Consider the following 13,081-nt stretch of genomic DNA (forward strand, 5'->3'; position numbering starts at 1 on the left):
CGCCCCCCCCCCCCCCCCCCTCCCCCCCCCCCCCCCCCCCCCCCCCCCCCCCCCCTCTCCCCTCCCCCTCCCCCCGCCCCCCCCCCCCCCCCCCCCCCCCCCCCCCCCCCCCCACGACGACGTCATGCCGGTGTCACGGCGAACGCCGCCTGGAGCGGATCAGCAGCGCGCAGCCGCCGGCGAAGAGGACGCCTCCGACGGCCGCGGGCCACAGGCCGAGGCCGGAGCCGGTCTCCGCGAGTCCGCCCTGCGTCGTCTGCGGCTCGGCCGACCCGGCTGCGGCGTCGTCACCACCGCCGCCCGCACCCTGTGTCGCCTCGGGTGCGGCCTCTGCGCCCCTCGCGTCGTCCGGTGTGTCGTCGGCGGGTGTCGTGGCCGCCCTGGGCTCGGCGCTCGGGAAGGCGTCGTCCGTCCGCTCCGGGGCCGGGGGCGCGGGCTTGTCCCCGTCGTCGCGGCCGGCGTCGTTCCCTTCCTGGCCCCGGTCGCCCTTTCCGTCGTTCCGTCCGTCCTGGCCGGAGACGACGGGTGCGGAGGCCGTGGCGGTCTGCTCGGCCGGGGGCTCGGAGGAGTCAGGCTTCTCGCCCGGCTGCTCCTGCGGGTTCTCGGGGTCCTCGGCGGGGTTCTCGGTGGGGTTCTCGGCGGGGTTCTCGGCGGGGTTCTCGGCGGGGTTCTCGGTCGGCTGCTCCTGCGGGTCCTCGCCCTGGCCGGGCTCGGATCCCGGGGGTGTGTCCGGGCCGCACTCGCGGCCGCTGTTGATGCAGTCGACCATCTCCCGCATCAGGTCCTCGTCGAAGACGTTGATGAAGTCGCTGTGGTCCGTGACCGGCTTGTGCAACTGCTCGGGGAAGGAGTCCACGGCGAACAGCGGCACGGTCTCGCCCCCGTCCTCGAGGCTGGGCGCGTCCACGTCGTACACGACGCGCTGGACCAGTCGCGGAATGGGCCGGAACCCGTCCGGACAGCTGCCGTCGGCGGCGGCGAAGGCCACGTGGGTTCGGTGGTTGGCGCTGTCGATGTTGCGGCCGTCCCAGCAGCTCTGGAAGGTGAAGCTGCGCACCACGTCGCTGCCGGACGGGCACAGCGGGTACTTGTCCTTCAGCTGCCGGTCCTCGAAGCCGGTGCAGCTCCAGGAGGCGTTGGCGTTGGCGTTGCCGTTGACGAACGCCTTCGCGTCACCGGTGATGATGCGCAGCAGCCTCGGCATCTCCGTGACCTTGCCGCGCTCGTTGCCCTCGAAGGTCAGCGTGACCTCGGCCGGCGTGACGATCTCGCCGGCGTTGCCCTCGATGCCGCCGCCGGGTGACTCGGCGTCCTGTTCGACGGTGCCGTTCTGGAGGCGGAGCACCGGCCAGTAGTACGAGGACTTGTCACCCTGGTCGGCGCAGCTCGTGTCGCCAGCGGCCAGGTCCTCGTCGCTGGCGAAGGCGTCGTTGGCCTGGTTGCCGACGTAGTCGTGGAAGTGGTGGGCACCGTTACCGACGCCTGGGGCGGCGATCAGGTTGTCCGAGTTGAACAGACCCTCGGCGTTGACGCCGCAGCTGGTGGCGAAGGAGCCCCGCGAGGCGTTCTTCCGCTGGGGCGCCTTGACGACGTTGGGCTGGACGGACTCGATGTCGGCGTAATCCGCCGCCACGGGGCCGTTGCCCGCCTGTCCGCCGTTGCCGCGCTGCTGCCCGTCACCGGTCTGTCCGCCGCCCCCGGCTGCCTGGCCGTTCCCGCCGTCGCCGCCGTCTGCGGACTCCTGGCCCCCGCCGTCCGGCTGCTGTCGCTCCTCGTCCGGGGTGCCGCCGCGCGCGTCCGCCGTCGCGACCTCGATGCGGCGCAGCGTGCACTCCGCCAGTGTGTCCAGGCCCGTGGGGCGGTGGCCGGCCTTGTCGATGGCCGCCACGATGCGCTCGATCGTCCCGGCCCGCTCCTCTTTCAGCGGGTCAAGGATGGCGCCCTCGTCGAGCTTGCCGTCGTTCGCGGTGCGGGCGGCTTCCTGGAGTTGCCGGTAAGCGGTGGCGATCTGCTCGTCGAGCCGGGCGAGTTCGGTGTCGACGTCGGGCCTCGCCTGCTCGGGAACGGTCGTCAGCCGCTCGCTCAGGTCGGGGCAGTCGACGGTCGCCGCCACACCGGAACTGCCCAGGGGAACGGCGGTGTCGCCTGCTTCGGTGGCGGAGGCGAACACGTTGACGGCGACCAAGCCGCCGCCTCCGAGTATCAGCGCGAATGCTCCGAACGTCGCGCGGCGCGCCCCGGTCGGGCGTCTGCGCCTGTTGTGTCCCAAGACGTGCTCCTGTGTCGTGGCGGACTCGGACATGAAATGCCCCCGGCCCCATACGGAGCCGGGGGCCGGAGCGTTCAAACACCTCACCGATTCTCAGGAATCCCTCACCTCACGGGCGCACGATCAGCCGGACGGGTCGCGAGAGGTCCGTCGGCGGGCGCCGTGCCGCCGGTCGAGCCGTCGGCGGCCCGCTGTTCGTCCGGGTGCCGCTCAGTGGCGCACCGTGGTGGGCGCCCGGAGACACGCCCGCGCCGCGGCCGCCGGCTTCGCGACGGTGCGGGCGCGGCGGCGGCGCGGCTTCTCGCCGGTGAGCGCGGACCTCGGCGTCGTCGACCGGGGTGCGGACGGAGGGCGTCGGGAGCGGACGGACGGCTCTTGTTAGGCGCCCCGGTTCGGGGAACCCGGGGGCCGCCCGCCGTACGCACCCGCGCGGCGGCGCCCACGCCGAGGGAGTTCCCCGATGTCAGTGACCAAAGGTCTCGTCGCCGGAGCGGCCGGGACCGTCGCGCTCAACCTCACCACGTACGGCGACATGCTCTTGAGCGGCCGGGGGTCCAGCGACGTACCGGCCCAGGTCGCGGACCGGTTCGTCGACCGGGCAGGCGTCCACCTGGGCGACGAGACGGCCGCTGCCAACCGTGAACAGGCCGCCGGGGCCCTCCTCGGCTACGTCACCGGACTCGGGGTCGGGGCCGCGTACGGACTGCTGCTGCGCCGGCGTGGTGCGCTGCCGGACTGGGTGGCCGGCCCGCTGCTGGGCGCGGCCGCCATGGCGGGCAGTGACCTGCCGGCCACGGTGCTCGGGGTGACCGACCCCGCCTCGTGGGACCGGGCGTCGTGGGTGTCGGACATCGTGCCGCACCTGGTGTACGGGTTCACCACGGCGTCGGTCTACCAGGCACTGCGATGAACGGAGGAGCCATGACCGGCAGCAAGCCGCTCGCCCTGGTCACCGGGGCGTCCAGCGGAATCGGGTACGAACTCGCCAGGCTGTTCGGGGAACACGGCCACGACCTCGTGGTCAACGCCGAGGACGACCGTCTGGAGCACGCCGCCCAGCGGCTGCGGGAGACCGGCGCCGAGGTGCGGGCCGTGCGCGCCGATCTCCGTACCGCCGAGGGCGTGGACCGGCTGGTCGCCGCCCTGACCGGGCTCGCCGTGGACGTCGCGGCGCTCAACGCGGGTGTGGGGCGGGGCGGCGCCTTCGTCGACACCGACCCGGCCGACGACCAGTCCGTCATCGACCTCAACGTGACATCCACCGTGCGGCTCGCCAAACCGCTCCTGCGGGACATGGTGGCGCGCGGGGTGGGCCGGCTGATGTTCACGTCGTCGGTGGCCGCGACGATGCCCGGCTCCTTCCAGTCGGTCTACAACGCCTCGAAGTCGTTCGTGCAGTCCTTCGCCCAGGCGCTGCAGGAGGAGGTCGCCGACACCGGTGTCACGGTCACCTCCTTCATGCCCGGCCCGACGGAGACCGACTTCTTCCGACGGGCCGGCATGGAGGACACCAAGGTCGGCACCATGGACAAGGACGACCCGGCGCAGGTCGCCCGGCAGGCGTTCGAGGCGGTCATGAAGGGCCGCGGGAAGCTGGTCACCGGCTCACCGAAGACAAAGGCGCAGGGCGTGGCCGACAGGGTCCTGCCGGACCGCGTCAAGGCCGCCGTGCACCGCCGGATGACGGAGCCGGGGACGGCGCCGGACGGCGCCGGCCGGTAGGTCGGCGGGGAGGAATGGCGGGACTGCGACGGTCGGCAGGACTGCGGGTGAGGAATGGTGGGACTGCGATGGCCGGCAGGACTGCGGGTGAGGAGCGGCAGGACTGCGACGGCCGGCAGGACTGCGGGTGAGACCGGTCGCCTCTCCCGGAGAGTCTCTTGTCCGCGGCTCGCTCCCGGTGGAACGATGCCCACGGCATCCGCCCAGACCACCGTCAGCCACACCGGTCCTCCCGGACCGCCTCAGATTCTTAGGGAACCACCGTGACCGACGAGCAGCACCGGCCGCAGGCCGCCGCCGCGTTCGACGCGCTGGGCGCCGAGTACGAGAAGGCGTTCGCGGGCTCGAAGACCCACCGGCGCTCGCTGGAGTGGCTGCTCGGGCGGCTGGCCCCGGGCAGCCGGGTGCTGGACGTGGGCAGCGGCACGGGCCGGCCCACCGCCGAGACCCTCGCGGACGCCGGTCACGAGGTGCTGGGCGTCGATGTCTCCCCCGTGATGGTGGAGCTGGCGAGGCGGCAGGTGCCGGCCGCCACCTTCCAGTGCGCCGACGTCCGCGACGTACCGCTCCCGGACGGCTCGTTCGACGCCGTCTGCGTGTACTTCTCGCTGCTCCAGCTGGATCGGCGGGAGCAGGCGGACCTGGTCCGGCTCCTGGTACGGGCGCTGAAGCCGCAGGGGTACATGGTCCTGGCCACCGTGCCGCTCGACGTGGAGGGCGTCGACGCCACCTTCATGGGGCAGCCGGTGCGCGTGACCAGTTTCACCGCCCAGGGCCTCACCACCGTGGCCGAGGAGGCCGGCCTGGAGGTGCTGGCGCAGGAGGCGTCGCTGTTCGCCCCGGCCCACCCGGACGCGCGGCCGGAGCCGCACCTGTTCCTGCACTGCCGGCTCCGGGCCGCCACCGCGCCGGGCGTCTGACCCCCTCGCGTCACCGGCGGGCGATACGGCCCGCCCAGCCCCGGATGGGGTAACTGCGCACGCGCGGACCGGGGTCCGCGGCCAGAGTGGACGGCATGACAGAACCTGGCGAGCGACGGCGCGGCACGACTTCCACGAGCACGCGCGAGCGTGCCGTGCCGGGCGCTCGGGACGCCGCCCAGCGCGCCGCGGGCGCCCTGTCCGAGCTGATCCGGCACCCCCTGGAGGGGGTCTCCGCGGTGTGCCGGAGCGAGGACGACGGCTGGATCGTCAACGTGGACGTGCTGGAGGTGGCACGGATCCCCGACACCACCAGCCTGCTCGCCACCTACGAGGTCGAGCTGGATCCGGCGGGCGGCCTGCTCCGGTACCGCAGGGTCGCCCGATACCGGCGCGGTGCCCAGGACCAGTGACCGGGCAGTGAGGCCCGCCCCCGGAAGGACCACCGCATGATCACCTACGACGACGAGGTCGTCTGCGCGCCCCGCGCCGGAACCCTCTACGACGTCCTCGAACTCATCCTCGACCGCGGCATGGTGATCGACGTCTTCGTGCGCGTCTCCCTGGTCGGTATCGAGATCCTCAAGGTGGACGCCCGCATCGTGGTCGCGAGCGTCGACACTTATCTGCGATTCGCCGAGGCCTGCAACCGCCTGGACCTGGAGCACGACGTGCGCTCCAAGACCGTTCCCGAGATGTTCGGCAGCCCGGTCGCCAAGACCATAGGCAGGGCGGGCGCCAAACGGTCGGCGCGCTCCCTGACCGACAAGGTGCGGGACATCCTCACGCCCGAGGAGGAGGCGGCGGAGGAAGGAGCCCGGCCCCGGGAGCACGCCCGCGAGCGCGCGGAACGCGGCCGGAGCCCTCAGCGGCCCAGGCCCCGGCCCGCCGCACGCCCCCGCGCCGAGGACGACCGTCCGCGCGGCCGCCCCCGCCGGCGCACGGAAACGGAGGACGAATGACCGCGCCCACCACCACCGGCACCACCACCGCCGGCACCACCACCACCGGCGCCAGCACCAGCACCAGCACCCGCACCAGCACCACCGCATCCGCGTCCGCCCCGGAGGCTCTGTACGTCTACGGCATCACCCCCGCCGGTGTCCGCACTCCCCGCTCCCCCGGGGTCGGCGGTGCCCCCGTACGACTGCTGACCGGGTCCGGCCTGTGCGCGGCGGTGTCGGCCGCGCCCGTGCGGCTCCGGCCGCGCCGCCGTGACCTGCTGGCCCATCAGGCCGTACTGGACGAACTGGCCGCGCAGGGGCCGCTGCTGCCCATGCGGTTCGCGGTGCTCAGCCCCCGGCCGGACGTCCTGCTCTCCCAACTGCGTACCGATGCAGGCCACTTGTCACGGCAACTCGACGAGGTCCGGGGGTGCGTCGAACTCAACGTCAAGGGAACGGTCGTGCCCGGCCACTTCGCCGATCTGGTCCGCCGGGACGAGAACCTGCGGAGTCTGGCCCTGCGGACGCGGCGCCGTCCCGACTACGAGGCCAACGTCCGGCTGGGCGAGGCGATCGCCCGCGGTGTCCGCCGCGAGGCGCGGCGCGCGGCCCGGGAAGTCCTCGACCACCTGACCCCGCTCGCCGTACGCACGGTGCGGGGCACGACCGACGACGAGCAGGTGCTGAGCGCTTCGTTCCTGCTGCGCTCCGCCGACGAGCGCCGGTTCCGTCGGGTGGTGGAGGAGCGGGCACGTGACTGCGGGGACCGGCTGGCACTCAGCGTGACCGGGCCACTGCCGTGCTACAGCTTCGTCGACCCCGCTCCCGCGCCGGCCGGGCGGTGACGCGGTGGGCATCGTGAGCGGTCTCCTGCTGCTGCCCCTGGCCCCGGTGCGCGGGACCGCGTGGATCGCCGACCATCTGCTCCAGGAGGCCCGGCGCCAGGCCCACGACCCGCGCGCGGTCCAGGCGCGTCTGGCCGCACTCAACCGGGCCCTGGACGAGGGCGCCGTCGACGAGGCCGCCTTCGAGCGGGAGGAGGAGCGTCTGCTCACCCTCCTCGAACGCCCCTACCGGCCGACCGGGCACGCCACAACGACGGATCGAGCGCAAAGAAGGCACGTATGAGCGACAGCAAGGCGGTCATGGCGGCTGCCGTGGCGGGCGGGTATCTCCTGGGTCGCACGAAGAAGGCCAGGCTCGCCTTCGTGGTCGGCTCCTACCTCGTGGGCCGGCGCGTCGGGCTGTCCCCCGGCCAGGTGCTGTCCCAGGGCCTGGCCGGCCTCCAGCAGACCCCGCAGCTCCGGGAGCTGACGGACCAGGTACGCGGTGAGCTGCTGACCGCCGGACGCACGGCCGTCACCGCCGCGGCGAACCGCGGGCTCACCGGCCTCGCGGACACACTCCGGGAACGTACCGACGCGCTCACGGGCGCGGGCCGGCAAAGCGACGAATACGCCGAGGACGACGAGAACGGCGAGAACGACGGCGCACCGGACGAGGACGCCTACTTCGACGACGAGGACCGGGAGGAGGACGGGCGGCCCGCGCCTGCGCCGCCCAGGAAGACGGGCAAGAAGGCTCCTCCCCGCAAGCCGGCGCCTCCCGCGAAGAAGGCCCCCACGAAGGGGACCAGGAAAGCCGCCAAGAAGGCCGTGCCCGCGAAGAAGACGGTGGACCCGGCCCACCGGCGCGGAGGTGTGCACCGATGACCCCCACCCGGCAGGACAACGGCGCCCCCTCCCCCCTCACCGACCTCAAGGACGCGCTCGGCGGGTACCTCGCCGCCAAGGGGCACAGCCTCGTGGGCGGCGCGGGACAGCGGATCGGCGGGCTGGCCGAACGCCTCACCGAGTCCGCCGACGACCGCGGTTCCGGAGGTGGCGGTGCGCGGGGCGGGGCAGGCGGCGGCAGTGTCAAGGCGACGCACATCATGGAGACCGTCGACATCGGCGTCCCCCTGCGCACCGTCTACGACCAGTGGACCCGGCTCCAGGACTTCAGCGGCTTCACCAAGGGCGTCCGCAGCGTCGGTACCGACGACGAGATGACGTCCGACTGGAACGTCAAGGTCGGTCCGTCCAGCCGTAGTTGGAAGGCGACCGTCCAGGAGCAGGTCCCGGACGAACGCATCGTCTGGACCTCCGAGGGCGCCAAGGGGAGTACCAGCGGCGCCGTCACCTTCCACGAACTGGCGCCCCGGCTGACCCGGGTGGTCGTGGTCGTCGAGTACTACCCGTCAGGCTTCTTCGAGAAGACCGGCAACCTGTGGCGCGCCCAGGGTCGCCGGCTGCGGCTGGACCTGAAGCACTTCGCGCGGCACGTGACCCTGATGGGCGACGAGGAGGTGGAGGGCTGGCGCGGCGAGATCCGCGACGGCGAGGTCGTCCGGAGCCACGAGGAGGCGCTTGAGGAGGAGAACGCCGAAGGCGCCGGGGGCGCCGGGGACGAGTACCAGGACGACGAGGAGGGCGAGGAAGAGGACGCCGAGTACGAGGACGAGTACCAGGACGAGGGCGAGGAAGGCGCGTACGACGACGAGGACGAGGACCATGAGGACGAGTACGAGGACGAGTACGAGGACGACGAACGTGCCCGCCCGTATCGCTGACGACGTCGGGAGTGCACGGTGACCGACGTCGACCACCGGTACGCCGGCCCGGACACGCAGCCCTACGCGCCCGTCACCGGCAACCTCGCCGACCTGCTCGAACGGGTCCTCGACAAGGGCATCGTCATCGCCGGCGACATCAAGATCGACCTGCTGGACATCGAACTGCTCACCATCCGGCTGCGGTTGTTCATCGCCTCGGTGGACACCGCGAAGAAGGCGGGCATCGACTGGTGGGAGACCGACCCGGCGTTGTCGTCCCGGGCGGCGCGGGACGCGCTCGCCGAGGAGAACGAGCGGTTGCGGGCCCGGCTCGACGCCCTGGAAGGGGCCGCCGAGGAGCCGACGGGGGCCGGGCGGTGAGCGCGCCCACGGCCGGACCGGCGGTCGCCGGCATCGTCTGCGCGTTCGCCGTGACCCGCACGGCACCGGCGCCCGCCGCGCTGGCCGCGGCGACCGGTCACGAGGAGGGCGGTCCGCTGCGCGCGCTGCGCGCGGGCGGGCTGTGGCTGGTCGTCCAGGACGTCCCCGCGGCGTTGTTCGACGAGGCGGCGCTGGCGGAGCGGCTCAACCGGCCCGAGGACCTGGAACGCTGCGCCCGTGCCCATCACCGGGGCGTCGAGGCCGCGGCCGGGCGGGGGCCGGTCGTGCCGCTGCCGATGGCCACGCTGTACCGCGGCGACCGGAGCGCGCAGCAGGCCGTCGTCTCCCGGGAGGCAGCGCTGGGCGCGCTGCTCGACCGCCTCCGGGGCCGTACGGAATGGGCGGTGAAGGCGCACGCCACCGAGCGCGTGAACGGTGCCGAACACGTGAACGGTGCCGCCGCCGGCACCGGCGCGCCCGCCGGTTCCGGAGCCGCGGCCGGGGGGCGTGCCTACCTCAGCCGGGCCAGCGCGCGGCGGCGCGACCGGCGGGACGCGCACGACAGGGCCCGGGCGGAGGCGGACGCCGTCGACGCCGAACTGCGGCGGTACGCCGTCGCCGCGACGCGGCACCGCCCGCAGAGCGAGCGGCTGACGGGGCGACGCGACCCGCAACTGCTCAATGCCGCCTATCTGGTGGAGGACGCGGAGGGCGCCGCCTTCCAGCGGGCCCTGGCCCGACTCGCCGCCGAAGGCCGGCACCCGGCCGTGGAGATCAGCGCTTCGGGCCCGTGGATCCCGTACTCCTTCGCCCGCTGGGACGACCATCAGGCCGCCACGGAACCGGCCCGCACGGAACCGGCCCGCACGGAGTCGAACCACACGGTGCCGGCCCGCACGGAATCAAGCCGCACGGAACCGGACCCCACAGCGCCAGACCCCACACCGCCGGACCCCACAGCGCCGGACCGCACAGCGCCGGACCGCACCGAACGGCACCCCACGAAGCAGGAGGTCCGCTCATGACCGCGCCGGGCACCCGTACGCCGGGGCCGGCACCCGTGCCCTGGGGCGATCCCGAGCCGTACGCGCCGGTGGGGGTGCCCCTGGTGGACCTCCTGGACCGGGTGCTGGCGACGGGAGTCGTCGTCAGCGGGGACCTGGTCCTGGCTATCGCGGACGTGCCGCTGGTGCGGATCTCCCTGCACGCCCTGCTCTCGTCGGTGAACGAGCGGGTGCCCGCCCCCTGGCCGGACAGCGGGCCGCTGTGACCGCCCCCCGGGCCCACGCCCTCGACCTGGACCCCGAGCGGGTCACGAACGACCTGGCCGCCCTGGTCCTCACCGTCGTGGAGCTGCTGCGGCAGCTCATGGAACGCCAGGCCGTGCGCCGCTTCGACGAGGGCACGCTGAGCACGGAGCAGGAGGACCGGCTCGGCACCGCGCTCATGCTGCTCGACGAACGCATGGACGACCTGTGCGCGCAGCACGGCCTGAGCCGCGGCGACCTGAACCTCGATCTCGGTCCGCTGGGGCCCCTCCTCGCGGACCCGGAACCCTAGCCGCCGCCGGGCCCGGCAGGCGGCGTACGCCCGGGACGGACGATCGCTATGATGACGGCGAATCGCTCAAACGAACATTCTCGGGTGGGGAGGCCTGATGCGGGAGCCGGTAGATCTCAGGCGCCAGCGGATTCTGGCGGCGGTCCAGGCGCGCGGTACCGCGAGGGTGCGCGATCTCGCCGACGAGCTCCAAGTCTCCGTGGTGACGGTGCGCCGCGACGTGGAGGAACTGACGCGCGAGGGCAGGCTGCGCCGTGGGCACGGCGTCGTCCGCTCGACGCTGCCCGCCCAGGAGGTGCCCGTGCGGGACACCGCCGACGGGGACCGGGTGGCCGTGGTGGTGCCGGAGCGGCACTCGTACCTGACCGAGACGCTGCACGGCGCCCGTACGGCGCTGGAGGAGGCCGGTGTGCGCCTCGCCCTGCACATCGCCCCCCAGGCGGCCGGTGCCGAACGCCCGCTGGTCGAACGGGCCCTCGCCGACGGTGCGCGCGGTCTGCTGCTCGCGCCCCGCTGGAACAGCCTGGCCGCCGAGGAGGCCGACCACGGGTGGCTGTCGGCACTGGAGGTGCCGACGGTGCTCATGGAACGACGCCCGCGCCGCGGCAGCGCGCCGCACGTGCTGGACTCGGTGTGCTCGGACCACTGGTACGGCGCGCACCTCGCGGTGGAGCACCTGGTGGGACTCGGTCACCGGCGCATCGTGTTCGCGACCCGGGACGACAGTCCGACCGCACGCACGCTGCGGTCCGCGCTGGCCGAGATCGCCGACGCGCATCCGCTGGTGGAGGAGTGGGCGTGGGCGCTCAGTACGCCGGAGTCGGGGCCCGAGGGGCCGTACTCCGCGGACGAGACCGCCGAGTTGCCGGTGCTGCTGCGCAAGACGGGGGCGACCGCGGTGGTGCTGCACGGTGACGTGGACGCGCTGATGATCGTGCAGCGGCTGGCGGGCGACGCGGTGCGGGTACCGCGGGACTGTTCGGTCGTGGCGTACGACGACGTGGTGGCCGGGCTCGCCACCCCGCCGCTGACCGCCGTGTCCCCGCCGAGGGCGGAGGTCGGCCGGGTGGCCGCCGAGCTGCTGCTCGAGCGCCTGCGGGAGGGCGGCGGCCGTCCCGCGCGGCGCGTCGAGCTGCTGCCACGGCTGATGGTGCGGGGCTCGACTCAACGGGTGGACGGGACCGGAGACCCCATGATCGATCCGAGTGAATGAGCGTTTGAACGCTTTATTTTCTTCTGATCGATCTATTGACCGTTTCTGCTGGAGGATCCAGGATTCCCGTGTCCCGAACAGTCGTGTCCGCACCCACGCGGACCCGCAGGAGCCGCGGGAGGCGCCATGCCCGGACGACCCAGCCGTCGGTCCGTGCTCGCCGCGATGGCCGCCGTACCCCTGGCAGGAGCCGTGAGCGCCTGCAGCGGGGGGAACGGCGCCTCGTCGGCCCGCACGAGCACCACCACGCGCATCACCTTCTGGTCCGCCCTGCGCGGCAGCCAGGAGGTGGTCGACGCCTTCAACCGCACACACCGCAGCGTCCGGGTGGAGTTCCAGCAGATCCCCTCCGGTGGGCAGGGCGGCTACGCCAAGCTCAGCAACGCCGCCCGGGCGGGCAACGCGCCCGACGTCGCCACCATCGAGTATCCGCAGGTGCCGGGGTACGCCATCGACGGTGTGGCACGTGACATCACCGACCTCGTCGGCGACCGGCTGCGCCGCAAGCTGCTGCCGCAGGCGCTCGGTCTGACCACCTTCGAGGGCCGGGTGTTCAGTGTGCCGCTGGACGTCGAGCCCATGGTGATGCACTACCGCGCCGACCTGTTCGACCAGTACGGGCTGGGGGTCGCCCGCACCTGGGACGAGTTCGCCGAGCAGGCCGCCACCGTGCGCCGCAAGGCGCCCGACCGGCGGCTGGTGCTGTTCCCCACCGACGGGATGACCCAGTTCGCCGCGTACGCCTGGCAGGCGGGCGCACGGTGGTTCGACACCTCGCGCGGCGCCTGGAACGTCTCCCTCGCCGACGCGCCCTCCCGGCGGGTCGCGGACTACTGGCAGCGGCTCATCGACTGGGACGACGTCTTCGTGAACGCCGTCGAGAGCAGGCAGTCCGACGCGCAGATCGGCAACGGCCTGGTCCTCACCCGGCTCAGCGGCGCCTGGGACGCCGGCGCGCAGATGAACGCGCGGCCCGGGCAGAAGAACCAGTGGCGGATCGCGCCGCTGCCGCAGTGGGACACCGGCAGCCCGTCCGCCGGCACGCACGGCGGCTCGACCTTCGCCGTCACCGAGGACAGCCGCCATCCCGAGGCGGCGATGGAGTTCATCGAGTGGCAGGTGTCCCACCCCGACGCCCTGCGCGCCCGGCTCTCCAGCGGTACCAGCAGCCAGTACCCGGCCGCCCCCGACCTGGTCTCCGTCGGCCGCGACGCCTTCGACCGGTCCTACTACGGCGGGCAGGACATCTACACCCTGTTCGAGCAGGAGGCCGAGAAGATCGGTGAGCAGTGGCTGTGGGGCCCGCGGATGAGCGCCACCCAGAGGGTCATGCAGGACTCCTTCGCCCGCGTCGGCGCCGGCCAGGGCTCCCTCGTCGAGTCGCTGCGCACCGCGCAGGAGGGCACCATGCCCGACCTCAAGGCCCTCGGCCTGTCCACCACCCAGCACAGCACCTGAGCCGACGAAAGGCAGGTGACA

At 73.4% G+C, this 13,081-nt stretch carries 16 protein-coding genes; 15 read left to right on the plus strand and 1 reads right to left on the minus strand.

Annotated features, from left to right (window positions below):
• Positions 1-133: 133 nt before the first annotated feature.
• The gene (locus ACZ4V1_RS34255; RefSeq protein ID WP_468344515.1) at positions 134-2,302 is read right to left on the minus strand and encodes a DUF1996 domain-containing protein; all 2,169 of its coding nucleotides are present in this window, start codon (positions 2,300-2,302) and stop codon (positions 134-136) included.
• Positions 2,303-2,729: 427 nt separating this feature from the next.
• Between ACZ4V1_RS34255 and ACZ4V1_RS34260 the strand changes: the two genes are divergently transcribed.
• The 15 genes from ACZ4V1_RS34260 (at position 2,730) to ACZ4V1_RS34330 (ending at position 13,060) form a co-directional block, all read left to right on the plus strand.
• Positions 2,730-3,179 (plus strand): hypothetical protein, encoded by a 450-nt coding sequence (locus tag ACZ4V1_RS34260; protein ID WP_468344518.1) that lies wholly within the window; start codon positions 2,730-2,732, stop codon positions 3,177-3,179.
• An 11-nt stretch (positions 3,180-3,190) separates the two neighbouring features.
• Positions 3,191-3,991 (plus strand): SDR family NAD(P)-dependent oxidoreductase, encoded by an 801-nt coding sequence (locus ACZ4V1_RS34265; RefSeq protein ID WP_468344520.1) that lies wholly within the window; start codon positions 3,191-3,193, stop codon positions 3,989-3,991.
• Between the two features lie 263 nt (positions 3,992-4,254).
• Positions 4,255-4,911, plus strand: a complete 657-nt coding sequence (locus ACZ4V1_RS34270; protein ID WP_468344523.1) for a class I SAM-dependent methyltransferase — start codon at positions 4,255-4,257, stop codon at positions 4,909-4,911.
• 95 nt (positions 4,912-5,006) lie between these two features.
• Positions 5,007-5,324, plus strand: coding sequence for a gas vesicle protein GvpO (locus tag ACZ4V1_RS34275; RefSeq protein WP_468344526.1), 318 nt, complete (start codon positions 5,007-5,009; stop codon positions 5,322-5,324).
• Positions 5,325-5,360: 36 nt separating this feature from the next.
• A complete protein-coding gene (locus tag ACZ4V1_RS34280) occupies positions 5,361-5,873 on the plus strand; it encodes a gas vesicle structural protein GvpA (protein ID WP_468344529.1) in 513 nt (170 codons plus the stop codon).
• Positions 5,870-6,700, plus strand: a complete 831-nt coding sequence (locus ACZ4V1_RS34285) for a GvpL/GvpF family gas vesicle protein (protein WP_468344532.1) — start codon at positions 5,870-5,872, stop codon at positions 6,698-6,700. Before ACZ4V1_RS34280 ends, ACZ4V1_RS34285 begins: the two co-directional genes overlap by 4 nt.
• 4 nt (positions 6,701-6,704) lie before the next feature.
• On the plus strand, positions 6,705-6,983 hold the full coding sequence (locus ACZ4V1_RS34290) for a gas vesicle protein GvpG (RefSeq protein WP_468344535.1): 279 nt from the start codon (positions 6,705-6,707) through the stop codon (positions 6,981-6,983).
• Complete coding sequence (locus ACZ4V1_RS34295) at positions 6,980-7,567, plus strand: hypothetical protein (RefSeq protein WP_468344538.1); 588 nt, start codon at positions 6,980-6,982, stop codon at positions 7,565-7,567. Before ACZ4V1_RS34290 ends, ACZ4V1_RS34295 begins: the two co-directional genes overlap by 4 nt.
• The gene (locus ACZ4V1_RS34300; RefSeq protein WP_468344541.1) at positions 7,564-8,466 is read left to right on the plus strand and encodes an SRPBCC family protein; all 903 of its coding nucleotides are present in this window, start codon (positions 7,564-7,566) and stop codon (positions 8,464-8,466) included. Before ACZ4V1_RS34295 ends, ACZ4V1_RS34300 begins: the two co-directional genes overlap by 4 nt.
• 18 nt (positions 8,467-8,484) lie before the next feature.
• On the plus strand, positions 8,485-8,829 hold the full coding sequence (locus ACZ4V1_RS34305) for a gas vesicle protein (RefSeq protein ID WP_468344544.1): 345 nt from the start codon (positions 8,485-8,487) through the stop codon (positions 8,827-8,829).
• Entirely contained in the window at positions 8,826-9,854 is a 1,029-nt protein-coding gene (locus tag ACZ4V1_RS34310; protein ID WP_468344547.1) for a GvpL/GvpF family gas vesicle protein, read from the plus strand. The genes ACZ4V1_RS34305 and ACZ4V1_RS34310 overlap by 4 nt, the downstream gene beginning before the upstream one ends.
• Positions 9,851-10,099 (plus strand): gas vesicle protein, encoded by a 249-nt coding sequence (locus ACZ4V1_RS34315; protein WP_468344550.1) that lies wholly within the window; start codon positions 9,851-9,853, stop codon positions 10,097-10,099. Before ACZ4V1_RS34310 ends, ACZ4V1_RS34315 begins: the two co-directional genes overlap by 4 nt.
• Positions 10,096-10,389, plus strand: coding sequence for a gas vesicle protein K (locus tag ACZ4V1_RS34320; protein WP_375919498.1), 294 nt, complete (start codon positions 10,096-10,098; stop codon positions 10,387-10,389). Before ACZ4V1_RS34315 ends, ACZ4V1_RS34320 begins: the two co-directional genes overlap by 4 nt.
• 97 nt (positions 10,390-10,486) lie before the next feature.
• Positions 10,487-11,602, plus strand: coding sequence for a substrate-binding domain-containing protein (locus ACZ4V1_RS34325; RefSeq protein WP_468344553.1), 1,116 nt, complete (start codon positions 10,487-10,489; stop codon positions 11,600-11,602).
• A 126-nt stretch (positions 11,603-11,728) separates the two neighbouring features.
• Entirely contained in the window at positions 11,729-13,060 is a 1,332-nt protein-coding gene (locus ACZ4V1_RS34330) for an ABC transporter substrate-binding protein (RefSeq protein ID WP_468344555.1), read from the plus strand.
• Positions 13,061-13,081: the final 21 nt, after the last annotated feature.

This window comes from Streptomyces sp. NPDC028991 (assembly GCF_055564775.1).

Coding starts and splice junctions, on each gene's coding strand:
- ACZ4V1_RS34255 (WP_468344515.1), bottom strand. CDS start 2,302: ATGTCCGAGTCCGCCACGACACAGGAGCACGTCTTGGGACACAACAGG.
- ACZ4V1_RS34260 (WP_468344518.1), top strand. CDS start 2,730: ATGTCAGTGACCAAAGGTCTCGTCGCCGGAGCGGCCGGGACCGTCGCG.
- ACZ4V1_RS34265 (WP_468344520.1), top strand. CDS start 3,191: ATGACCGGCAGCAAGCCGCTCGCCCTGGTCACCGGGGCGTCCAGCGGA.
- ACZ4V1_RS34275 (WP_468344526.1), top strand. CDS start 5,007: ATGACAGAACCTGGCGAGCGACGGCGCGGCACGACTTCCACGAGCACG.
- ACZ4V1_RS34280 (WP_468344529.1), top strand. CDS start 5,361: ATGATCACCTACGACGACGAGGTCGTCTGCGCGCCCCGCGCCGGAACC.
- ACZ4V1_RS34285 (WP_468344532.1), top strand. CDS start 5,870: ATGACCGCGCCCACCACCACCGGCACCACCACCGCCGGCACCACCACC.
- ACZ4V1_RS34295 (WP_468344538.1), top strand. CDS start 6,980: ATGAGCGACAGCAAGGCGGTCATGGCGGCTGCCGTGGCGGGCGGGTAT.
- ACZ4V1_RS34300 (WP_468344541.1), top strand. CDS start 7,564: ATGACCCCCACCCGGCAGGACAACGGCGCCCCCTCCCCCCTCACCGAC.
- ACZ4V1_RS34315 (WP_468344550.1), top strand. CDS start 9,851: ATGACCGCGCCGGGCACCCGTACGCCGGGGCCGGCACCCGTGCCCTGG.
- ACZ4V1_RS34325 (WP_468344553.1), top strand. CDS start 10,487: ATGCGGGAGCCGGTAGATCTCAGGCGCCAGCGGATTCTGGCGGCGGTC.
- ACZ4V1_RS34330 (WP_468344555.1), top strand. CDS start 11,729: ATGCCCGGACGACCCAGCCGTCGGTCCGTGCTCGCCGCGATGGCCGCC.